Consider the following 21,691-nt stretch of genomic DNA (forward strand, 5'->3'; position numbering starts at 1 on the left):
ACCCATTGGAGGCCTCAATGAAACCCACGGAAGAAACCGACGTCCTCGTCATCGGGTCCGGCCCGATGGGCGCCACCACCGCACTCGCCCTGGCCCGATACGGCGTGCGCGTTCACATGGTGAACCGCTACAACTGGACCGCCAATACCCCGCGCGCCCACATCACCAACCAGCGCGCGGTCGAAGTGCTGCGCGACCTCGGTGTGGAAGCGGACACGCGACGCGAAGCCACGCCCTGGGAATGGATGGGCGACACCCTGTTCACCACCAGCCTGGCCGGACCGGAGATTGCGCGGTTGCGAACCTGGGGCACGGGTGACAAGCGCATCGGTGACTACCTGCAAGGCAGTCCCTGCACGATGCTCGACATCCCGCAGGACAAGATGGAGCCGATCCTGGTCAAGCACGCAGCGGCTCAAGGTGCGGTGCTGTCTTTCAACACCGAGTACCTCAACCATGAGCAGGACGCCACGGGGGTCACGGTCTTGCTGCGCGACGTGATGACCGGTCAGGAGCGTCAGGTGCGCGCACGCTACCTTGTGGGGGCGGACGGTGCTCGCTCGAAAGTCATGGATGACGCTGGCCTCAAGGTCGAGGGCCAGTTGGCCCGCGCGGGAACGGCGTACGTGCTGTTCCGCGCTGACCTGACGCGCTATGTGGCCCATCGACCCAGCATCCTGTACTGGATCGTCACCGCTAACGCCGCTTTTGGCGAAATCGGCATGGGCCTGCTGCGTGCCATCGATCCCTGGAACAAGTGGATCGCTGGCTGGGGCTTTGACATGGAGAAGGGCGAGCCGGACTTTTCGCCCGAAGAGGTGCTGAAGAAGGTCCGACTTCTGGTCGGGGATCCAAATCTCGAGATCGAGATTGAGACCACGTCGGTCTGGCACGTCAACCAAGCCTATGCACCGGTGTACTCCAAGGGACGCGTGTTCTGCGGTGGCGACGCCGTGCACCGCCACCCGCCGTCGAGCGGCCTGGGATCGAACACCTGTATGCAGGACGCCTTCAACCTGGCCTGGAAGCTCGCCTATGTGGTCAAGGGCCACGCTGGCGAGAAACTGCTGGACTCCTACTCGCTGGAGCGGGCACCTGTGGGCGAGCAGATCGTGAAACGCGCGAACCAGTCCCGCGTGGACTACGGCCCACTCAACGAGTGCTTCCGTGACAAATCTGCAGCGGATCCAGTGGCCACAGGCCTAACCAAACTGGCCGATCCAGGTCCCGAGGGGGTCGCACGCCGAGAGGCCATGGCCAAGGCTCTTGAGCTCAAGAACTACGAGTTCAATGCTCAGGGGGTTGAGCTGAACCAGCGCTGCGTGTCGGGCGCTGTGGTCTCCGATCCGAAGGCTGAAGAAGAGGTGTGGAAGCGCGACCCACAGCTGTACCTGCAGGCCACGACGCGCCCGGGTGCCAAGATCCCGCACGCCTGGCTGATCGGTGCCGATGGTCGCCGGGCGTCCACCCTGGATCTGGTGGGCAAGGGTCGCTTCACGCTGGTAACCGGCATCGCTGGTCACGCCTGGGTCAAAGGCGCCAAGTCCCTTGGGCTTCCGTACCTGGGCACGCTGGTCATCGGCGCAGCGGGTGCGCAGGATGTCTATTGCGACTGGCAAGCGGTGCGCGAGATCGAGGAAGCCGGGGCGCTGCTGGTCCGTCCGGATGGGGTGGTCGCATGGCGACACAATTCGGGCGTCGCCGATGCCAACGAGGCATGGCACGCGCTGGAGAAGGCCCTGACGGCCGTACTGGCCAAGTCGCTGGAGTTGGCATGAGCGCCCGTGCCTTCTTGGGCATTTCCCACACGCCGCTGATGGGCCTCAACCCCATCAGCCCGGCGGTGGAGCGTGAACTCCAAGGTGCTATCGCCGCTGCGCGCGAGCAGGCGCTGGGGTTCAAGGCCGAGCTGATCGTGCTGGTCGCGCCCGATCACTACAACGGGTTCTTCAATGAACTGATGCCGCCTTTCTGCGTAGGCACGCAAGCGCACTCGGTGGGCGACTACCTGACGCCTCCCGGTGACCTGAACGTCGATGCCACTGCGGCAGAAGCCCTGATGCATTCGCTGATGGAAGCGGACTTCGATGTTGCCCTGTCGCGCCGCATGCAGGTAGACCACGGTTTTGCGCAACCTCTGCAACTGCTGTGGGGTGATCTGGACACGCCACCGGTGATTCCCGTCTTCCTCAATGCGGTGGCTCCGCCCGGCATTCCCCGCCTGCGCCGTTGCCGCGCGCTGGGTGAGGCCATCGGGCGATTCATGCAGGGAGAAAAGCGCCGCACCTTGTTCATCGGGTCGGGTGGGCTCTCGCACGAGCCACCCGTGCCCATGTTGTCGGACCCCGACCCCGCTGTTCGCGACCGCATCACCCTGCGCCAGAACCCCAAACCAGCGGAACGCGAGGCCAAGACGCAGCGCGTCATGGCCGCTGGGATGGCACTCGCCTCGGGCCAGAGCGCCATGAAGCCGCTCAATCCGGCGTGGGATGAACGCTGGATGGATGCACTGGCCGGCGGCAGCAACGCCCTGGATGCTTTGTGCGCGATGACGGAAGACTCGATCGCCCAGGAAGGTGGGCGTTCGGCGCACGAATCGAAGAGCTGGCTGGTCGCACGCAGCGCCTTGCCCGGTCTGGGTGCACCTCGCTGCATGCAGCGGAACTACCAGGCCATCCCCGAGTACATCGCCGGTTTCGGTGTCATGTGGCTTGAGCCCAACCTCTAAAGGAATTTCCATGGACACCCGCATTGAAGCGTGGGCCGAGCGCCTGCGCAGAGCCGAATCACGCAACGAACCAATCCCGCCGCTGCGCGATGAAATTGGCGCTGACCCACAAGGGCACACGGCCTATGCCATTCAGATGGCCAACGTTCGCCACGCAGTAGCCCAAGGGCGCCGTATTGTGGGTCGCAAGATCGGCCTGACATCCCTCGCAGTCCAGAAGCAGCTGGGCGTGGACCAGCCCGATTTCGGCACCCTGTTTGCCGACATGGTGTACGGCGACGACGAAGAAATCCCGATGGTTCGCACGCAGCAACCCAAGGTGGAAGCCGAGGTGGCCATGGTGCTCGGACGCGATTTGCACGAAGCCGACACCACGCTGGTGGACCTGCTCTCCGCCACCGACTACGTGTTGCCCGCCATCGAGATCGTTGGCAGCCGCATCGCTGGCTGGAACATCCGCTTTACCGACACCGTGGCCGACAACGCTTCCAGCGGTCTGGTCGTGCTCGGCGGGGTTCCGACCAAGCTCGATGGCCTGGATCTGAAGCTCAGCACGATGAGCATGCTGCGCGGCGAAGAAGTGGTGTCCAGCGGCAGCGGCGCTGCCTGCCTCGGTCACCCACTGAATGCGGCGGTGTGGCTCGCCCGCAAGCTGGCCTCGCTGGGACAACCCCTGCGAGCTGGTGACTTGGTGCTCAGCGGTGCGCTCGGCCCCATGGTGCCCGTCAACCCCGGTGACCGCTTTGAGGTGCGCATCGATGGCGTGGGCACGGTGCGCACCCGTTTCTCTGCGGCCTGATGGTCGCCCCCAAAAGGAATCCACATGACCCGCAAGCTAAAAGCTGCCATCGTTGGCAGCGGAAACATCGGTACGGACTTGATGATCAAGATCCTGCGCCACGGCCAGCACATCCAGATGGGCGCCATGGTCGGCATCGACGCGGCCTCCGACGGCCTGGCCCGCGCCGCCCGCATGGGCGTGGCCACCACCCACGAGGGCGTGGCCGGCCTCACCCGCATGCCCGAGTTAGCCGACATCGACATTGTGTTCGATGCCACCAGCGCCAGCGCCCACATCCAGAACGACGCCTTCCTGCGCGGCCTGAAGCCCGGCATCCGCCTGATCGACCTGACCCCTGCGGCCATTGGCCCCTATTGCATCCCGGTGGTCAACGGCGAGGACCACCTCGACGCGCTCAACGTCAACATGGTCACCTGCGGTGGCCAAGCCACCATCCCCATGGTCGCCGCCGTCTCGCGCGTGGCCAAGGTGCACTACGGCGAGATCGTCGCCAGCATCTCCAGTAAAAGCGCAGGCCCCGGTACGCGAGCCAACATCGACGAGTTCACAGAGACGACCTCCAAGGCAATCGAGGTGGTGGGTGGTGCTGCGAAGGGCAAGGCCATCATCGTGCTCAATCCGGCCGAGCCGCCGCTGATCATGCGCGACACGGTATACACGCTGAGCGACCTCGCCAGCGAGGACGCCATTGCCGCATCGATTGAGCGCATGGCCGCCGACGTGCAGGCCTACGTACCCGGCTACCGCCTCAAGCAGAAGGTGCAGTTCGACCGCATCGACGGTCTGAACATCCCGGGCATCGGCAAGAACCTGAACGGCCTCAAAACCTCTGTGTTCCTGGAGGTCGAAGGCGCCGCCCACTACCTGCCCGCCTATGCCGGCAATCTCGACATCATGACAAGCGCCGCGCTGCGCACCGCCGAACACATGGCCGAACGCATGCTGGCCGCCGTGGTCGCCTGAAGGAGAAACACATGACCACAAAGAAAATCTACATCTCTGACGTCACGCTGCGCGACGGCAGCCACGCGATCCGCCACCAGTACAGCGTGGCACAGGCCATGCAGATTGCCACGGCGCTCGACGACGCCAAGGTCGATTCGATTGAAGTGGCGCACGGCGACGGCCTGCAGGGCGGCAGCTTCAACTACGGCTTCGGCGCGCACACCGACATCGAGTGGATCGAAGCCGTGGCCAGCGTGGTGAAGCACGCCAAGATCGCCACGCTGCTGCTGCCCGGCATCGGCACCATGCACGACCTCAAGGCCGCCTACGACGCGGGGGCACGCATCGTGCGTGTGGCCACCCACTGCACCGAAGCCGATATCTCTCGCCAGCACATCGAGTATGCCCGCCACCTCGGTATGGAAGCGGTGGGCTTCCTGATGATGAGCCACATGCAGACGCCTGAGGGCCTGGCCCAGCAGGCCAAGCTGATGGAAAGCTACGGCGCGACGGTCTGCTACGTGGTGGACTCCGGCGGCGCGCTCAGCATGAACGACGTGCGCGACCGCTTCCGAGCCTTCAAGGACGTGCTCAAGCCGGAGACACAAACCGGCATGCACGCTCACCACAACCTGAGCCTGGGTGTGGCCAACAGCATCGTGGCAGTGGAAGAAGGCTGCGACCGTGTGGACGCCAGCCTGGCCGGTATGGGCGCAGGTGCCGGCAACGCGCCGCTGGAGGTGTTCATCGCCGCGGCTGCGCGCCTGGGCTGGAACCACGGCTGCGACCTCTACAAGCTGATGGACGCGGCCGACGACATCGTGCGTCCGTTGCAGGACAGGCCAGTGCGCGTGGACCGCGAGACGCTGGCGCTGGGCTATGCCGGTGTCTACAGCAGCTTCCTGCGCCACTCCGAAGTGGCCGCCAAGAAGTACGGCCTGAAGGCGGTGGACATCCTCGTCGAGTTGGGCAAGCGCCGCATGGTTGGCGGTCAGGAAGACATGATCGTTGACGTCGCTCTGGACCTGCTCAAGGCCCAAGAACACGAGCGCATCCACGCGCAACCGGTGATGAGCGAGGCAGGCTGAGAACGCCGCCATCGCCGCCCGCCACATCCCATATCCACACCCTCACAGACACACCATGAACACGCCCATCACCGAGGCGGCGAGCAGCCGCTTCATCACCATCGAAGAAAACGGCCAGCCTCTGAAGCTGCACTACAACGACGTCGGCCAGGGTGACCGCACCGTGGTCATGTTGCACGGGTCGGGCCCAGGTGCCAGCGGGTGGGCCAACTTCCACCGCAACATCGAACCCATGGTGAAGTCGGGTTGCAGGGTGATCCTGCTCGACTGCCCGGGATGGAGCAAGAGCGACAGCATCGTGAGCACCGGCTCGCGTTCCGAACTCAACGCACGCTGCCTCAAGGCCGTGTTGGACGGTCTGGGGATCGACCGGGTGCAAGTGATCGGCAACTCCATGGGCGCTCACAGCGCCGTGGCGTTTGCCCTAACCAACCCGGCACGCACGGACAAGCTCGTGCTCATGGGCGGTGGCACTGGTGGACCCAGCCAGTTTGTGCCCATGCCCACCGAAGGCATCAAGCTCATTGGCGCGCTCTACCGTGAGCCCACGGTGGAGAACATCAAACGCATGATGAACGTCTTCGTCTTTGATGCCAGTAGCCTCACCGAAGACCTCTACCAGCAACGCCTGACCAACATCCTGGCGCGACGCGACCACCTGGAGAACTTCGTCAAGAGCGTGGAGGCGAACCCCAAGCAATTCACCGACTACGGCCCCCGTCTGGGTGAGATCAAGGCACCCACGCTGGTGATCTGGGGCCGTGACGACCGCTTCGTGCCTCTGGACATCGGCCTTCGCGTTATCTGGGGCATTCCCAACGCCGAGATGCACATCTTCAACCAGTGCGGCCACTGGGCACAGTGGGAGCACGCCGACAAGTTCAACCGCATGGTCACCGAGTTCCTGACGTGATAGCCCAGGCACTGGCCCATCGTATTGCTCACCCCCTGCCATGCCTGGTCCGCATGGCGTCACATCACCAACCACAAGGAGACAACATGACCAAGATGATGCGTGCAGCTCGCCTGCACAAGATTGGCGATCCGTTCCAGATCGACACCATCCCCATTCCGGCGGTTCGTCCGACCGATGTGCTGGTGGAGGTCAAGGCGGCGGGCGTGGTGCCCAACCTGCGCAACGTCGTCACGAACTACCCGCAGTGGTTTCCCTTCCTGCCTTTGCCTCAACTGCCCGCTATCTACGGTCTCGATTCGGCTGGCATCGTCAGCCAGGTAGGCAGCCAGGTGCGCTCCGATGTCAAACCTGGTGACCGCGTCTATGTGAATCCAGGTCTTTCCTGCGGCACCTGTCAGGCCTGTCGGCGTGGCGATCACATCAACTGCACTGCCTACACGTTTCAAGGCTACTTCGGCTTTGGCCCGGGCTCACAGCAGATTTACGAAGACTACCCCTACGGTGGTTTTGGTCAGTACCTCACGGCGCCTGCGGCCAATCTGGTCAAGCTGCCCGATTCCATCAGCTTTGAACAGGGTGCTCGTTTTGGCTACATGGGTACGTCGTATTCCGCCTTGCGCAAGGCGCAGTTCTCGCCTGGGCAGACGGTGTTGGTCGATGGTGGTACCGGAACCCTTGGGCTGGGCGCCGTCATCCTGTCGCTGGCCATGGGGGCGGCCAAGGTGTTTGCCACGGGCCGCAACCAAGCTTTGCTGAAAAAGCTGCACCAGATCGATCCGCGCCGGGTGGTCCCGATCACCCTTGGAGAGCGACCGACCGCAGAGATCGTGATGGAAGCCACCGGCGGCTACGGCGTGGACGCACTGATCGAGACACTGGGCCCCAACGCACCGGTGGCGACCGTTCTGGATTCCTTCAACGCGCTGCGTCGCGGTGGTAAGGCCATCAACATCGGCGGCGTGGCCGACCCGATTCCGCTGGAGCCGTTCCCGCTCATGTGCCTGCAGAAGTCATACATCGGCTCCCTCTGGTTCACCACGGCCGAGGGGCAGGACATGGCCGCCATGGCCCATGCAGGCACGCTGGACCTCGGCGTGTTCGAACACGAGCGGTTCCCGCTCGACCAGGTCAATGAAGCGTTGGACGCGATCGACAAGCGCACCGGCGGATTCACCAACGTTGTGATCATGCATTGAGGAGACCAGCACCATGACCATCCGACGCATCGTTACCGGCCACAACGCAGCCGGCAAATCCGTCTTTGTCTCCGATTCGGAGGCCACCCGCAACACGGCCTTTCAGCATGTTCGGGGTTTCGTGACCTCCCTTTTGTGGGAAACGCTGCCCGGCGCGAAGGTGCCTGCTGAGGCCGGCGATCCTGCGGTGGCTGCGACTTCATGGGTGCCCGCGCCCGGAGGCAGCAACCTAATGTTCATCACCTTTCCGCCCGACTCGGTGATGGGCAGCCCAGACTTCGACCCAGCTGCGGCCGGTGGTGAGTACATGGCCGTGCTGCCCGGGCTGGCAGAAAAATTCGAGATGGACAACCCCGGCATGCACTGCACCGACAGCGTCGACTACGCCGTGTTGTTGGAGGGCGAGATCCATCTGGAGCTGGACGACGGAGCGTCCCGACAGCTCGCACCGAAGGATGTCGTGATCCAGAACGGTACCCGCCACGCCTGGCGCAACAAGAGCGAAAAGCCCGCCACCATGCTGTTTGTGCTGGTTGGGGCGCAGCGCAAGCTGTGAGCATTCGTGCATCTGGCCGATGCGTCTTCAGAACATTCCAGCAAGGACAACTTCTATGAACACTATGAAAGCTGCGCGACTTCACGAGGTTGGAGGATCGTTCGAGCTTGATGACGTCGAAGTCCCGGTTCCTGGCGACGATGACGTAGTCATCGAGGTCAAGTCCGCAAACCTCGTGCAAAACCTGCGCAATGTCATCGCAACCTATCCGACCGAGAAGCCATTTCTGCCGCTGCCCGAGTTGCCAGCCATCTTTGGCATGGACACCGCTGGGGTTATCTCCGCGACGGGGCGACGCGTTCGAAACCTGAAGGTGGGGGATCGTGTCTATTTGAACCCAGGCAGGGCAACTAGCGACTCCTGGGCTTCACGCACCGGTGATCCCCTGAGCGACCCAGACTTCACGTTTCAGGGCTACTTCGGATTTGGGCCAGGTTCAGTCGCCATTCACAAGGACTATCCGCATGGCGGGCTCTGCCAGTACGTGAAAGGCCCGGCCAGTGGCGTGATCGGCATTCCGGACAACGTGAGTTTCGATCAGGCCTCGCGGTTCGGCTATCTGGGTACCTCCTATGCGTCACTGCTCAAAGGGGGTGTGCGAGCAGGATCAACGGTCATGATCCTTGGAGCTACGGGCACCCTGGGCGTTGGCGCGGTCCTGCTTGCACTGGCGATGGGGGCCACCAAGATTTTGGGAGTGGCACGCAATGTTGAGCTTCTGGAACGCCTGAAGGCGATTGCACCCCATCGCATCAGCGTGCTCTCCTACGGTAGCTCGGACCTTGGCGCTTGGGCGCGTGAGCACACAAACGGCCGCGGGGTCGACGTGTGCATTGACGCGTTGAACCACACCGCCCATTCTGACGTCACGATGTCTGGCATCTGGTCGCTGCGGCGAGGTGGCGTACTTGTATTTATCGGGGCAATGCCCGAGGTGCTTCCGCTGCCGATCTACCGTCTCATGACGCTTCGCATTTCGATATTGACGTCGTTGTGGTTCACCGTCGCCGAGGGTGAAGACATGGCGCGGATGGCATCGGCTGGAACGCTGGACCTCAGTCATTTCGAGTCTCATCACTTCAGTCTGCGAGACACCTCAAATGCGCTTGCGGCAGCCTCAGAGCGTGCTGGTGGCTTCACGTCGATCATCGTCAGACCATTTGACTGATAGGTGGCGACTCTGAATGAGCGTCGTCTTCACTACCTAGAACCGAGCCAACACATGTACTACGAACCTGGTGTGATTCCTCACGGACTCAAGTACGACCCGTTCAAGTCCTGCGTCGTCCCCCGGCCCATCGGCTGGATATCGACCCTGGACCGTGACGGCAACCACAACCTGGCGCCTTATAGCCAGTTCCAGAACGTCACGTTCGACCCGCCCATCGTGATGTTTGCCGCCAACCAGGACAGCAAGGGTGTCCGCAAAGACAGCGTGCGCAACGCTGAAGACACGGGCGAGTTCGTCTGGAACATGGCCACCTGGGATCTCCGTGAGGCCGTCAACATCAGCGCACAGGAACTGCCGCGCGATGTGGATGAGTTCGAACGCGCCGGACTTGAAAAGCTCGCGTCGCGATTGGTCAAACCCATGCGCGTCAAGGGCTCACCGATCCAGTTCGAATGCACCTACCTGAACACCCTGCGCTTCCCCGGCAACGGTGTGATGGGAAGCGCCGACGTCGTTTTCGGCAAGGTGGTGGCGGTGCACATCGCCGATGAGGTGCTGGACCCGAATGGGTTGGTCGACATCCTCAAGATCCGCCCCATCGCCCGCATGGGCTACTTCGACTACACCACGGTGGACAGCAAGTTCCGTATGGTCATACCCGGTGACCAGCGCGCTTTGCTCGGTGGGCTGGAAGGCTCGCCCGACAAGGCACGTGCTGAAGCTCAAACACCCGGTTGATACCCGAGGGCTGCTGCACGCATGCAGCGGCCCAGGTTCAGAACAACGATCTGGAGACAACGATGAATCGCACTTTCTTTCAGCAAGGTCGCCGCCTGGTGCTCGCCACTTTTTCCACCTTGGCCCTTTTGCCGTTTGCGGCCGAGAGCCAAACCTTCCCGGACAAACCCATTCGACTCACGGTCGGCTTTCCTGCAGGCGGTGGCCCCGATGTGCTGGCACGCGTTGTCGGCCAGCGCCTGACCGAACTGGTCAAGCAGCCTGTCGTCATCGACACAAGCCGGGTGCGGGCGGACAGATTGCCACGCTGACGGTGGCTCGGGGTCCTGCCGATGGGTACAACCTGCTTCTGGCCGAAGTGGGGTCGGTGAGCATTGCGCCGGCGGCCTTCAGCAAGCTGCCCTACGGCGCCGCCAAAGAGTTTGTGGGCGTGGCCGAACTGGCGTACGCGGATTTTGTGCTGGCGGTCCCTGCGAATTTGCCTTACCGCACGCTCGATGACATGGTCAAGGCAAACAAGGGAAAGACCGATCCCCTCAAGTTTGCCACATTCGGTGCGGGTACACCGGGGCACTTTGGTGCCGCAGAGTTCGGCGATCAGGCGGGCGTCAAGGTCGAGCCTGTGCACTTTCGCTCTACGGGCGATGCGATCAGCGCCATCATGTCGGCACAGGTGAGTGGTGCCTGGATTTCGACTGCCGTGGCGCACGCCCAAATCAAGGGCGGCAAGATGCGCGCGTTGGCCATCACGGCCACCAAGCGGTCGCCGTTGTTGCCCGTGCTACCCACCACGACCGAGGCGGGCATGCCTAAATTGCGCTTCTCAGCCTGGTTGGGCGTCTTGGCGCCGTCGGCCACGCCAGCAGCTCTGGTGGACGCATTGAACAAGCGTCTGGTGGAGTTGGTGCAGTTACCCGAAGTGACTCAGAAGCTGGTGGACGCCGGGTTCAGCGTCACGGGCACTTCCACTGCAGACACCGACCGCATGCTCAAAGCCGAAGCCGCCCGCTGGGGGGCCATCGTCGATTCGACCGAATTCAAAGGCGACTGAGTCCGTCCGAGGCTTGACTTCCATGGACACGGCCATGACCGCATTTCTGATGACCAGCGCTGGACAGGACAACGCCAACACACAACCTGCGCAGCCTGCTGCTCTGTACTTTGAAGACATGGAGCCAGGCCGCTGCCTGAGTAGTCCAACCCACCGCATCTATCGGATCGAACTGGTGGCGTTCGCCAAAGTCTGGGACCCGCTCCCTTTTCATGTTGATGAGCTAGCGGGTATCCAGGCGTTTGGCAGTCTCACGGCGCCTGGCCTCTACATGCTGGCGGTGAAACAGCGATTGATTCACCAACTGCCGACAATGAAAGTTATCGCGTCACTGGGCTACGACGAAGTACGGTTCATTGCTCCCTTGCGGCCGGACGACACCGTGGTGCTCAGGCTGGAATGGGTGAATCGGCGGATCTCCGAATCGAAGCGGGATCGGGGCATCGTGACAGTCAGGTTTTCACTGATCAATCAACACGGGGATACGGTCATGAGCCATCTCGACACGATCTTGGTTCGGCATCGAGAGTTGAAGGTGTGAGTGAGAAATCAAGCTGAAACGGATGATCGGTTTGCAAGTTGAAAGACGGCTCCGGATCAAAAGCGACAACTCGTCCAAGGCGTGAGCGATCATTTGCGATCTTTGCGCCTGTCGCCCCAGTCGAGCGACCGATACTGATGGTTGAGCGGTCGTTCGAGATTCGGCGCATTGAACGACCGGTTGCGGTGCCGGGACAAGACTCAGTCTTCGAATTCGTGTGACTGCAACCAGCCTGAAGCCGTCGTTTGAGCGATCGCAACAGGCGACCGCTCCTGGCCGATTGCAGGCTTTGAGCCCACCCTAGCATTTGATCCTAAGTTGGCGCTTCGGCGACGGGGGCTGCCGATGACCGGCCTCGGCCATCACCTGCCGCTCGACTTTACCGACTGAACGTCGGGAACAGGCTGGTTGCTGCCGGTGACCCTGCACGCTTGAATGTCGGCCGCCACGGTCACCTGACATTCGAGGTTGGAAGGGCGGAACGACCGTTGCACCTACGTCACCGGCCATGCAACGCAGCCCGGTCAATTCAACAGACGTACTTCTAGACTGTTCCTAGTGAAGGGCGATACAGCCGCCAGCAAGCTGAATCGTCACGTTCGTGATTCTGAATTGACAGAAGGTATGCGTGCTAGCTTACTATTTTAATAAGCGTCGTTACTTCTCTTCATGCCCTGGTTCGGGTCCGGGGCGACGGCTTTTCCGTTGAGCCAGTACCTTCGTTGAACATGACCCGGGCTACATTGACCACATCTGCGTAATCACGCATGCCTTGCTCCAGGCAGTCTCTCCGACCCGAAGAGGCGTTGTTGGTCCATGTCGGCTCTTATCTGGAGCAAATGCATGAGCAAATCCGTACTCAAAGCCGCGTTGGACAATCGATCCAACCAATTGAACCCGCAGCACCCCCTGTACTACCTCAGTCGGGGACTAAATGATGCGCAGGCAATGCTGCAATCACGCGCACCGATCTCCCCGGTAACAGCGCAGCCAGTGAACAGTCTGCCTGTGAAGGCAAAACGTTCTGCCAAGGCATCTTCTGAATAAAGCACCACACAGCCATGTTGTTCCGCCGCCGTGGCTCTTGAGGCCTCGGCGGCTCACGTCTCATGGAGCAAACAATTGACTCAACGAATACTGATCACTGGGTCAGAAGGGCTGATTGGTCGTGTCGTCCGAGAGGACTTGACCGCGCACGGCTACCAGGTAAACGGCCTTGACCTGCGGGGATTAGGTGATGAACGAGTCGATGTCTGTAACGCTGCTCAAGTGGTCGACGCTGTTGCCTCTTGCGATGGCGTGTTGCACCTCGCAGCCGTATCGCGTGTTGTTTGGGGGGAGCTTGATCCAGAGCATTGCTGGGCGACCAATGTTGGTGGTCTTTGCAATGTTCTTGAGGCAGCGCAGTCGAATGTGCGCAGGCCCTGGGTCATCTTTGCAAGCAGCAGGGAAGCCTACGGTCAGCCAGAGCTACTCCCAGCAACTGAGGACACGCCATTGGCCCCCGTCAATGTCTATGCGCGATCCAAAGTAGAAGGGGAGCGTCTGGTGGAACTGGCACGCCGAAGCGGCCTGCAGACGGCAGTGATTCGACTGTCAAACGTCTTTGGTCGATCTCACGATCATGCTGACCGCGTTGTCCCGGCATTCGCGAGGGCTGCAGTTTCGGGGCAGCCTTTGCGCGTGGATGGCCCGAGTCATACCTTTGACTTCACCCATGTGGAAGACGTCAGTCGTGGCATCGTTTCGTTGATTCAGCTTTTGACTGCCGGTGAGGACTGTTCACGCCCGATTCACTTTGTCACCGGCCAGGCAACCACGTTAGGAGAGCTGGCCGCGTTGGCTATAGAAATTGCGAGCAGCTCATCGTCCGTGGTAACTGCACCTCCGCGCAACTTCGATGTGGCCAGGTTTTATGGAACGCATCAACGCGCCACGACCACTTTGAACTGGACCCCCAGGGTGCCACTGCGAAATGGGCTGGCCCGGCTCATTGCAGATTTTCAACTTGAGGCGTCCTTGCCCACCTCCACCTTGAGTGCCGCATGAAAATTTTGAAAGTCATCCATGGCTACCCGATGCGATACAACGCAGGCTCGGAGGTCTACAGCCAAACGCTTTGCCACGGGCTGGCAGATCGACATGAGGTTCACGTCTTCACCCGAGAAGAAGACTCCTTCGCTCCCGACTACCGTCTCAGAACGGAACTGGACCCTGACGATGCGCGGATCACTCTGCATCTGGTGAACAACCCACGCAATAAGGATCGCTACCGCGTTTCGGGAATAGATCAGCGCTTTGCCGAGCTTCTGGATCGCCTCCAGCCTGACATTGTTCATGTCGGCCATCTCAATCACTTGTCAACGTCCTTGTTGAGTGAAGCGGCCAGCCGAGAGATACCCATCGTGTACACACTTCACGACTACTGGGTCATGTGTCCACGTGGTCAGTTCATGCAGACCTTCCCGGAGGATCCAGACAATCTTTGGGCTGCCTGTGATGGTCAGGATGACAGGAAGTGTGCCGAGCGCTGTTACTCACGCTATTTCAGTGGCGCTCCCGATGAACATGCCCTTGACATCTCTTACTGGACTCAATGGGTGGGCCGACGAATGAGTCACATGCGGGAGATGACAGAGTTGGTCGATGTGTTTGTGGCGCCAGCTAGGTACCTGCTTGAGCGATATCGGAATGACTTTAGCCTGCCCGCCGCGAAATTGAAATACCTGGACTACGGCTTTGACCAAAAGCGATCTGAGGGCCGTTCACGGGCTTCGGGCGAGCCGGTGACCTTCGGCTACATCGGCACTCACATTCCCGCTAAAGGCATTCACGATTTGATCAGCGCCTTTGGTCAATTGCGCGGCGATGCCGTCTTGCGGATCTGGGGGCGTCATCGTGGGCAGGACACGGAATCGCTTAAAGCGCTGGCTCAGGACCTTCCCGCAGAGCTGGTGAATCGTGTCGAATGGATGCCTGAATATCGAAATCAGGACCTTGTTCGCGACGTCTTTGACAAGGTGGATGCGATAGTCGTGCCGTCGGTCTGGGTTGAAAACTCACCCTTGGTCATTCATGAGGCTCAGCAAGCCAGAGTGCCGGTCATCACTGCTAACGCGGGCGGGATGGGCGAGTATGTCGAACACGAGGTCAATGGTCTTCTGTTCAAGCATCGATCACACCATGCACTTGCGCAGCAGATGCAACGATTGATCGACGAACCAGGTTTGCTGGGGCGTCTGGGGCAACGTGGCTATCTCTTTAGCGAGAGTGGGCAGATCCCCCCCATTGATGAACACGTTCGAGACATCGAGGCCTTGTACGAGTCACTGATTCGGCGTCGACATCGCACGCATATTCCGTCTTCAGACGGTCCCTGGCGCATCACGTTTGACACCAATCCGGACACCTGCAACTTGAACTGCGTAATGTGCGAGGAGCACTCGCCTCACAGCACCTTGCAGGAACAGCGCAAGGCTCGTGGTCAGGCTCGTCGGATCATGCCTGTTCGCTTGATCGAGCAGGTGATTGAGCAGGCAGTACCTCATGGCTTGCGCGAAATCATTCCTTCCACCATGGGCGAGCCGCTGGCCTACGATGATTTCGATCGCATCCTGGAGTTGTGCGAACAGCACGGCGTCAAGTTGAATCTCACGACCAACGGTACGTTCCCTAGGCTGGGTGCCAAGGCATGGGCCGAGCGCATCGTGCCAGTGACATCTGATATCAAGATCTCCTGGAATGGCGCAACGCAGGCTACCCAGGAAGCCGTCATGATTGGTGCACGCTGGGACACGATGCTTCGGAACGTCCGGGACTTCATCGCCGTTCGGAATGCTCACGCAGTTGGTGGCGGTCATCGTTGCCGAGTGACCTTTCAGATGACTTTTCTGGAATCCAACGTTGGCGAGTTGGCTGACATCGTGCGGCTTGCCGTCGAACTGGGTGTGGATCGCCTGAAGGGCCATCACCTTTGGGCGCATTTCAAGCAGATTGAGAGCCTGTCGGTGCGTCGCAGTCCTGCGTCGATTCAACGGTGGAATGAGGCCGTACTAGAGGCGCGTCAGGCAGTGTCAGAGCGGATGTTGCCCAATGGCAAGCTGCTCTTGCTGGAGAACATCTTTCTTCTGCACGAGGGCGCTTTGACCGATCTTGCGCCAGAGGCGGGCTGTCCCTTCCTAGGGCAAGAGGCCTGGGTGAGTGCCGAGGGGCGCTTTGACCCTTGTTGCGCCCCAGACGCTCAGCGCCGTTCTTTGGGCGAATTCGGCAATCTCCATGAGCAAGGCATCATCCAGATTTGGAATGGCAAGGACTATCAGGACTTGAAATCGACCTATAGGAACAAGACCCTCTGCTTAGGCTGCAACATGCGCAAGCCTGTAGAAGGCACGACATGAACTGGGCAGATCTGGTCGTGTCACCTTGCGGCACCCACCACCTTTGGAGCAATGCGCCCGCTTACTCAGAGCGCTTTGATGAGGTTCTGAAGTTTCATTCACCAGGCTTGGCTCCGGTGCGTTGCGCTGGTCTCGCGTGGCATATCCAACCTGATGGCAGGCCAGCCTATGTCCGCCGGTTTAAGCGGACATTCGGCTTCTATGAGGGATTGGCCGCAGTCGTGGCGGATGAGATGGCTTTCCATATCACACCCGCTGGAGAGACAGCCTATTCCGAGCGATACGACTGGTGTGGCAATTTTCAAGAGGGCCATTGTCCTGTACGTACTTCTGATGGCATCTACCTGCACATTACCCAAGACGGTCGGCCAGCCTACACCGAGCGCTGGAGGTATGTCGGTGACTTCCGCGATGGCGTTGCAGTCGTTCAGTCTGATGATGGCCTCTCCACTCACATCAACATGCATGGTGTGAAGCTCCATGACGCTTGGTTCGAAGATCTGGATGTTTTTCACAAAGGATTTGCGAGAGCCAAAGATTCGCGCGGCTGGATGCACATCAATACAAATGGTCGACCGATCTATGAGCGGCGTTTTGCCTCTGTCGAGCCCTTCTACAACGGACAGTCGCGTGTCGAAACGCTTTGCAGTGGCTTGGAGATCATCGATGAGCTTGGTTTTACCGTGGCGGTTCTGCGTGAACCAAGTCGGTCCGAGTTCGCTGCGTTGTCTGGTGACATGGTCGGTTTCTGGCGCACTCAAACCATTGCTTCTGCAGTGGAACTAGGTGTGTTTGATGTCTTGCCAGCCACTACAACCGCCATTGCCCAACAGTTGCAGATGCACTCCGATCGTTTGGTTCGCTTGCTTCGCGCCTTGAGTGAGTTGAACCTTATTCAGGAAGTTTCGGGGGCGTGGCGAGCAACCGAGCGTGGATCATATTTGCGTCGGGATCATCCTCTGTCTTTGTCACACGCAGCCCTGGAGTTTGGCCATCACTTTCGAGTGATGTGGATGCAACTGCCAACAGCTTTGAGAAGGGAGGGGGAGTGGTCACCTCCCGATATCTTTGGCATGCTGGCGTCGGACCCCAAGAGAGGAGCTCTGCATCATCAGATGCTTCGCAGTTATGCACGTCATGACTATTCATGCGTTCCCGCTGCTTTGAGTCTGTTCGGCACTGAGCGCGTGATTGACGCCGGTGGCGGGTTGGGTGAGTTGGCCGATGTGTTGTTGAAACGGTATCCCGCTCTTCATTTGACCGTACTGGATCGCCCAGAAGTCATTGAGCAAGCCAGTACGACACACCCACGGCGCGAGCAGATCACGTGGCTCTCAGGAGACTTTTTTGGTGACTGGGGCACCTCCGCCGATGTAGTGATGATGGCACGCATTCTTCACGATTGGGATGATGCAGACGCGCTTCGCATCTTGGTCCGTGCTCGCGACAGTCTGCCAAGAGGTGGACGCTTGCAAATTGTCGAAATGGTTTTGCCCGATGGCGATCCCAGCGGTGCCCTTTGCGATCTTCATTTACTGATGGTCACGGGTGGGCGCGAGCGTACCTTGGCCCAGTACGCGGACTTGTTGACTCGTAGCGGCTTCAACCTCAAGGAGGCTAAGCGCTTGAACGCTTTGTCCTCCGTTTTGATCGGTGAAGCAACGTGACTGTGTTGATGAACTCAGCTGTGAAGCGCACCTTGCGCTTGATTCAGTCCGTCCCGGAAGGCTCGCCTGTTGCGCTGCTCATCAGGCACTCCGCTCGGGATGACATTCCGGATCGAGACACAGGCATTGAGTTGCCACTCAATGATCTGGGCATTCGCCTATGCCAAGAGTTAGGTCGTGAGTTGGCGGGACGGGTTAGGTTTGTTCGGTCAAGCCCCGTTCTCCGGTGTGTGCAGACCGCCAAGTTGTTGGGCCAAGCTGCGGATACGGATGGAGAAGTCATATTGGACAAGCGCCTCGGCGCACCTGGTGCCTATGTTCTGGACGAACAAGTGGCTTGGGGAAACTGGTTGGCGCATGGTAATGAAGGTGTGATCCAACATCTGCTTTCAGGATCACGGGCGTTGCCCGGCATGGCTGATCCAGCCGAGGCAGCGAATGGCCTCATTGAACATTTACTTGAATGCGCTGGGGTCGAACCTGGCCTGCATCTGTTCATTTCACATGATTCGATCGTGACGCCCACAGTGGCTCGCGCGTTTGGCCAAGACATGCCCAAAAGTCAGTGGCCGGAGTACCTGGACGCTTCTGCGTTCTGGCGACAACAGAATGGTCGGGTGATGGCATATAGAGATATCGTCCAAGGTGGTTTGTAGGCTCTAGTACGACCGCAGTATCTCGCGCAGGCGCCACTCTCGTGTCAGCGCCAGTCGCAGTGCCCAACAGCCGCTTCGTGGCGATTATCGTGAGTACGCCAGGCTGCACCCACTGGCAGCAACCGCTGCAAAGCGGCCACTGGGCGGGACAGGCCGTGTAACTGGAACGGGCCGAGAGCGCCAATTCGCAGACGTGGGAGGCCGACGCTCAGCCGATCGAAGCTGCCAGTGACGGCCACACGGCGGTAGGGGCCTAACGCGGCTTGTGCTGGCGCCCAGGTCCGACCGAACTATTGCTCCGGCCCTGTGAAGTATTAAGCTGCGTAGCGAACGCGCCGGTCCTGGAAGTAGCTCATCACACGCTGCGGGTTTTGTTCCAGCATCGCCATATGGTCGTTCGCAGCTTCGCGTAATTTGGCCTTGGTTCGCACCGGCACGCGTTTGCCCATTTCCTGTTTGAGATCGGCGTTGAGCCTCTCCTCAGGGTTGAGTTGGGGGCTGTAACTGGGCAGGTAAAACAGCTCGATCTGAGCGTGATGCAAGGCCACCCACGCCTTCACCAACTTGCTGTGATGCACCCTCAGGTTGTCCAGAATCAGGAACACCTTCCTGCCCGCATCCTGGATCAACGCCTGCAAGAACTCAATCAACTTGTCGGCATCAAACGCCTCGTCGATGATCATCCAGCGGGTCTTGCCCTGGTTGGTCACCGTGGCGATCATCGAGAGCTTCTGGCGCGTGCCGCCCACCGCCATCGCCACGGGGGTTTTGCCCGCAGGGGCAAAGCTTCTGCCGCGCACGTCCGTGTTGACCAGCGCGGTTTCGTCTCCCCAGTGGATTTCCCCGCCCTGGCGCGCTGCTCGATGGCGGGGTATTCCCCCTCCAGCCAAGCCTGCACCGCCGCGGGGCTTTGCTCATAGGCTCGCTTGATGGGCTTTTGCGGCGTAAAGCCCCAGCGGGTGAGGTACTTTCCAACGCTGCGCACCTGCAGTTTGATGTCGAACTCTTGTTCAATGAGCTGCATCACTGCAGCGCGGCTCCACAGGTGAAAGTCCATCTTGAGTTGCTCGGGACGTGTGTCAATGATCATGCGCTGGATCGTCTCTTCTTGCGCTTGACTGAGCACCCGACCGTCGCCTCTGGCGCGTCCCCGCCGAGTCGGCCGGATGGCGCTCCAGCCGCCAGCCTCGTACAAGTCGATGGCCGCTCGAACCGGCGGGTAACTCAGCCCCGTCATGTCCACGATCTGCATGATCTTGACGCCCCGCTTGTGCAACCTCACGACTTGCTTGCGTCGCTCGTGAAGTTGCTCCAGTGTTTGCTTCCTTGTGTTTTCTTTTTCCATCATCAATGGATCAAAAACTTGCTGAAAGTTCATATTTTATTGGGCCTTATCTATAAGAGCGGGCCTGAACTGTCGATGGCAGAAGCTTTCGTTCTTGCGCCTGCGTACTATCTATGGTGCCCGTTCGATGCACGCGCGGGTTGCTCATGCAGGGGCGCGCGGAAAGTCGGCCCGCATCTCTTAGCATTGCCGCCATTACTCCTATTGAAGAAAAACGGCGCACATCCGAACCCAATTGGGGCAGGATCGCGGCGCACATCGAGCAGATCAAACCATGCAGTGGATTGCCCCTTCTGAAAGAGATACTTCCAACGCCACCCTGGAAAAGTACCTGTGGGACTCGGCCGACCAGTTCCGCGCGAACTCCAGCCTCAAGCCGCAGGAATACTCTGGCCCCATTCTGGGGCTGATCTTCTTGCGCTTTGCCGAGGTGCGGTTTGCCGCGCAGCGCGCCAAGCTGAACGCCACGGCCAGTTCTTCCCGGCGTGGCAGTCGGCTCGACGAACCTGCGGCCTATCACGCTGAAGGCGTGCTCTTCCTCGCCCCCGAGGCGCGCTACGACTATCTGCTCGGTCTTCCCGAGTTCGAGCAAATCGGCGCCAAGGTCAACGACGCGATGCGCGCGATCGAGAAACACAACCCGCAGCTTGCCGCCGTGCTGCCCAAGACCTACAACCTGTTCACCAGTACCCTACTCAAGGAGTTGCTCAAGAAGGTGTCTGAGGTGCCGGCCACTGTCGACTACGACGCCTTCGGCCGCATCTACGAATATTTCCTCGGCGAGTTCGCCCGCACCGAAGGCCAGAAGGGCGGCGAGTTCTACACGCCCTCCAGCATCGTGCGCCTGCTCACCGAAGTCATCGAACCCTTCCATGGCCGCATCCTCGATCCCGCCTGCGGCTCCGGCGGCATGTTCGTGCAGTCGGCGCGCTTCGTCGCCGAGCACCAGAAAAACCCCGCCGCCGAACTCGCGATCTGCGGCGTCGAAAAAACCGACGAAACCGGCCGTCTGTGCCGCCTCAACCTCGCCGTGCATGGGCTGGAAGGCGACATCCGCCACGGCGGCAACGTCAACAGCTACTACGACGACCCGCACAGCGCCACCGGCCAGTTCGACTTCGTCCTCGCCAACCCGCCGTTCAACGTCAACGCCGTGGACAAGGAACGCCTGAAAGACATGGTCGGCGCTGGCAGACGATTCCCCTTCGGCTTGCCGCGCACCGACAACGCCAATTACCTTTGGATTCAGCTCTTCTATTCGTCGCTGAACGCGAAAGGCCGCACCGGTTTCGTCATGGCCAACTCCGCCTCCGACGCCCGCTCGTCCGAACAGGAAATCCGGCAGAAGCTGATCGAAGCGCGAGCCGTGGATGTCATGGTCGCCGTCGGCCCCAATATGTTCTACACCGTCACGCTGCCGTGCACGCTGTGGTTTCTGGATAAGGGCAAGGCCAAAACCCCGCGCGCCGACACCGTGCTGTTCATCGACGCCCGCCACATCTACCGGCAAGTGGATCGCGCCCACCGCGACTGGACCGCCGCGCAGATCGGCTTCATGGCAAACCTGGTGCGGCTGTATCGCGGCGAGACGCTGGACTTCACGCTCGGCGGCGACGAGGCCGAGGCGAAGATCAAGGCTGTCTTCGGCGACCAAGCCGCCTACGCCGACGTGCCCGGCCTGTGCAAGGCAGCGACGCTCGAAGAGATCGAAGCCCAAGGCTGGTCGCTGAACCCCGGCCGCTACGTCGGCGTCGCGCCGGGCGAGACCGTCAGCGATGAAGATTTCAAGGCGCAACTCGAAACGCTGAACGAGGAACTCGAATTGCTGAATGCGCAGGCGCGGGAACTGGAGCAGACGATCGCTGCGAATGTGGCGGGAATTCTGGAGGCGTGA

At 60.5% G+C, this 21,691-nt stretch carries 19 protein-coding genes and 1 pseudogene; 19 read left to right on the forward strand and 1 reads right to left on the reverse strand.

Annotation, left to right across the window (positions count from 1 at the left end):
• The first annotated feature begins 17 nt into the window (after nucleotides 1-17).
• From CD04_RS0111390 to CD04_RS25025, 18 genes are all read left to right on the forward strand, one after another.
• Nucleotides 18-1,778 (forward strand): FAD-dependent monooxygenase, encoded by a 1,761-nt coding sequence (locus CD04_RS0111390; RefSeq protein ID WP_031406870.1) that lies wholly within the window; start codon nucleotides 18-20, stop codon nucleotides 1,776-1,778.
• Nucleotides 1,775-2,728, forward strand: a complete 954-nt coding sequence (locus CD04_RS0111395) for a 3-carboxyethylcatechol 2,3-dioxygenase (protein WP_031406872.1) — start codon at nucleotides 1,775-1,777, stop codon at nucleotides 2,726-2,728. Before CD04_RS0111390 ends, CD04_RS0111395 begins: the two co-directional genes overlap by 4 nt.
• Before the next feature lie 10 nt (nucleotides 2,729-2,738).
• Nucleotides 2,739-3,527, forward strand: coding sequence for a 2-keto-4-pentenoate hydratase (gene mhpD, locus CD04_RS0111400; RefSeq protein WP_031406874.1), 789 nt, complete (start codon nucleotides 2,739-2,741; stop codon nucleotides 3,525-3,527).
• Nucleotides 3,528-3,551: 24 nt separating this feature from the next.
• Entirely contained in the window at nucleotides 3,552-4,493 is a 942-nt protein-coding gene (locus tag CD04_RS0111405) for an acetaldehyde dehydrogenase (acetylating) (protein ID WP_031406876.1), read from the forward strand.
• Between the two features lie 11 nt (nucleotides 4,494-4,504).
• Nucleotides 4,505-5,563: a 4-hydroxy-2-oxovalerate aldolase gene (dmpG, locus tag CD04_RS0111410; protein WP_031406877.1), complete on the forward strand. Its 1,059-nt coding sequence runs from the start codon at nucleotides 4,505-4,507 to the stop codon at nucleotides 5,561-5,563.
• Nucleotides 5,564-5,618: 55 nt separating this feature from the next.
• Nucleotides 5,619-6,476, forward strand: a complete 858-nt coding sequence (locus tag CD04_RS0111415; RefSeq protein ID WP_031406880.1) for an alpha/beta fold hydrolase — start codon at nucleotides 5,619-5,621, stop codon at nucleotides 6,474-6,476.
• An 86-nt stretch (nucleotides 6,477-6,562) separates the two neighbouring features.
• The gene (locus tag CD04_RS0111420) at nucleotides 6,563-7,675 is read left to right on the forward strand and encodes an alcohol dehydrogenase catalytic domain-containing protein (RefSeq protein ID WP_031406881.1); all 1,113 of its coding nucleotides are present in this window, start codon (nucleotides 6,563-6,565) and stop codon (nucleotides 7,673-7,675) included.
• A gap of 13 nt (nucleotides 7,676-7,688) precedes the next feature.
• A complete protein-coding gene (locus CD04_RS0111425; protein WP_031406884.1) occupies nucleotides 7,689-8,231 on the forward strand; it encodes a cupin domain-containing protein in 543 nt (180 codons plus the stop codon).
• 55 nt (nucleotides 8,232-8,286) lie between these two features.
• Nucleotides 8,287-9,399: a zinc-binding dehydrogenase gene (locus CD04_RS0111430; RefSeq protein WP_031406885.1), complete on the forward strand. Its 1,113-nt coding sequence runs from the start codon at nucleotides 8,287-8,289 to the stop codon at nucleotides 9,397-9,399.
• Nucleotides 9,400-9,453: 54 nt separating this feature from the next.
• Nucleotides 9,454-10,140: a flavin reductase family protein gene (locus tag CD04_RS0111435; RefSeq protein WP_031406887.1), complete on the forward strand. Its 687-nt coding sequence runs from the start codon at nucleotides 9,454-9,456 to the stop codon at nucleotides 10,138-10,140.
• Between the two features lie 62 nt (nucleotides 10,141-10,202).
• Nucleotides 10,203-10,451 carry a hypothetical protein gene (locus tag CD04_RS24620; RefSeq protein ID WP_231480554.1) on the forward strand — a complete coding sequence of 83 codons (249 nt, stop codon included), beginning with the start codon at nucleotides 10,203-10,205 and terminating at the stop codon, nucleotides 10,449-10,451.
• Nucleotides 10,452-10,453: 2 nt separating this feature from the next.
• Entirely contained in the window at nucleotides 10,454-11,191 is a 738-nt protein-coding gene (locus CD04_RS0111440; RefSeq protein WP_231480555.1) for a tripartite tricarboxylate transporter substrate binding protein, read from the forward strand.
• 34 nt (nucleotides 11,192-11,225) lie between these two features.
• Nucleotides 11,226-11,732, forward strand: coding sequence for a MaoC/PaaZ C-terminal domain-containing protein (locus tag CD04_RS0111445; RefSeq protein ID WP_197033088.1), 507 nt, complete (start codon nucleotides 11,226-11,228; stop codon nucleotides 11,730-11,732).
• 843 nt (nucleotides 11,733-12,575) lie between these two features.
• Nucleotides 12,576-12,779 carry a hypothetical protein gene (locus CD04_RS23740; protein WP_156030241.1) on the forward strand — a complete coding sequence of 68 codons (204 nt, stop codon included), beginning with the start codon at nucleotides 12,576-12,578 and terminating at the stop codon, nucleotides 12,777-12,779.
• 75 nt (nucleotides 12,780-12,854) lie between these two features.
• On the forward strand, nucleotides 12,855-13,781 hold the full coding sequence (locus CD04_RS23200; RefSeq protein ID WP_081858010.1) for an NAD(P)-dependent oxidoreductase: 927 nt from the start codon (nucleotides 12,855-12,857) through the stop codon (nucleotides 13,779-13,781).
• Entirely contained in the window at nucleotides 13,778-16,129 is a 2,352-nt protein-coding gene (locus CD04_RS0111460; RefSeq protein WP_031406896.1) for a glycosyltransferase, read from the forward strand. The genes CD04_RS23200 and CD04_RS0111460 overlap by 4 nt, the downstream gene beginning before the upstream one ends.
• Complete coding sequence (locus tag CD04_RS0111465) at nucleotides 16,126-17,796, forward strand: methyltransferase (protein WP_031406898.1); 1,671 nt, start codon at nucleotides 16,126-16,128, stop codon at nucleotides 17,794-17,796. Before CD04_RS0111460 ends, CD04_RS0111465 begins: the two co-directional genes overlap by 4 nt.
• An 8-nt stretch (nucleotides 17,797-17,804) precedes the next feature.
• Nucleotides 17,805-18,452, forward strand: coding sequence for a histidine phosphatase family protein (locus CD04_RS25025; RefSeq protein ID WP_156030242.1), 648 nt, complete (start codon nucleotides 17,805-17,807; stop codon nucleotides 18,450-18,452).
• 314 nt (nucleotides 18,453-18,766) lie between these two features.
• Here the strand turns inward: CD04_RS25025 and CD04_RS21780 are convergent.
• A pseudogene (locus tag CD04_RS21780) lies at nucleotides 18,767-19,797 on the reverse strand (IS630 family transposase).
• Between the two features lie 274 nt (nucleotides 19,798-20,071).
• Here CD04_RS21780 and CD04_RS0111480 point away from each other — a divergent pair.
• Nucleotides 20,072-21,691, forward strand: coding sequence for a class I SAM-dependent DNA methyltransferase (locus CD04_RS0111480; protein WP_031406902.1), 1,620 nt, complete (start codon nucleotides 20,072-20,074; stop codon nucleotides 21,689-21,691).

Origin of the sequence: Thiomonas sp. FB-Cd (genome assembly GCF_000733775.1) — a bacterium.
Lineage (GTDB): Bacteria > Pseudomonadota > Gammaproteobacteria > Burkholderiales > Burkholderiaceae_C > Thiomonas_A.

What these genes read in the sequence shown, in the direction of transcription:
- CD04_RS0111390 (WP_031406870.1), top strand. Translation starts at nt 18, where the DNA reads ATGAAACCCACGGAAGAAACCGACGTCCTCGTCATCGGGTCCGGCCCG.
- CD04_RS0111395 (WP_031406872.1), top strand. Translation starts at nt 1,775, where the DNA reads ATGAGCGCCCGTGCCTTCTTGGGCATTTCCCACACGCCGCTGATGGGC.
- mhpD (WP_031406874.1), top strand. Translation starts at nt 2,739, where the DNA reads ATGGACACCCGCATTGAAGCGTGGGCCGAGCGCCTGCGCAGAGCCGAA.
- CD04_RS0111405 (WP_031406876.1), top strand. Translation starts at nt 3,552, where the DNA reads ATGACCCGCAAGCTAAAAGCTGCCATCGTTGGCAGCGGAAACATCGGT.
- dmpG (WP_031406877.1), top strand. Translation starts at nt 4,505, where the DNA reads ATGACCACAAAGAAAATCTACATCTCTGACGTCACGCTGCGCGACGGC.
- CD04_RS0111415 (WP_031406880.1), top strand. Translation starts at nt 5,619, where the DNA reads ATGAACACGCCCATCACCGAGGCGGCGAGCAGCCGCTTCATCACCATC.
- CD04_RS0111420 (WP_031406881.1), top strand. Translation starts at nt 6,563, where the DNA reads ATGACCAAGATGATGCGTGCAGCTCGCCTGCACAAGATTGGCGATCCG.
- CD04_RS0111425 (WP_031406884.1), top strand. Translation starts at nt 7,689, where the DNA reads ATGACCATCCGACGCATCGTTACCGGCCACAACGCAGCCGGCAAATCC.
- CD04_RS0111430 (WP_031406885.1), top strand. Translation starts at nt 8,287, where the DNA reads ATGAACACTATGAAAGCTGCGCGACTTCACGAGGTTGGAGGATCGTTC.
- CD04_RS0111435 (WP_031406887.1), top strand. Translation starts at nt 9,454, where the DNA reads ATGTACTACGAACCTGGTGTGATTCCTCACGGACTCAAGTACGACCCG.
- CD04_RS24620 (WP_231480554.1), top strand. Translation starts at nt 10,203, where the DNA reads ATGAATCGCACTTTCTTTCAGCAAGGTCGCCGCCTGGTGCTCGCCACT.
- CD04_RS0111445 (WP_197033088.1), top strand. Translation starts at nt 11,226, where the DNA reads ATGACCGCATTTCTGATGACCAGCGCTGGACAGGACAACGCCAACACA.
- CD04_RS23740 (WP_156030241.1), top strand. Translation starts at nt 12,576, where the DNA reads ATGAGCAAATCCGTACTCAAAGCCGCGTTGGACAATCGATCCAACCAA.
- CD04_RS0111460 (WP_031406896.1), top strand. Translation starts at nt 13,778, where the DNA reads ATGAAAATTTTGAAAGTCATCCATGGCTACCCGATGCGATACAACGCA.
- CD04_RS0111465 (WP_031406898.1), top strand. Translation starts at nt 16,126, where the DNA reads ATGAACTGGGCAGATCTGGTCGTGTCACCTTGCGGCACCCACCACCTT.
- CD04_RS25025 (WP_156030242.1), top strand. Translation starts at nt 17,805, where the DNA reads ATGAACTCAGCTGTGAAGCGCACCTTGCGCTTGATTCAGTCCGTCCCG.
- CD04_RS0111480 (WP_031406902.1), top strand. Translation starts at nt 20,072, where the DNA reads ATGCAGTGGATTGCCCCTTCTGAAAGAGATACTTCCAACGCCACCCTG.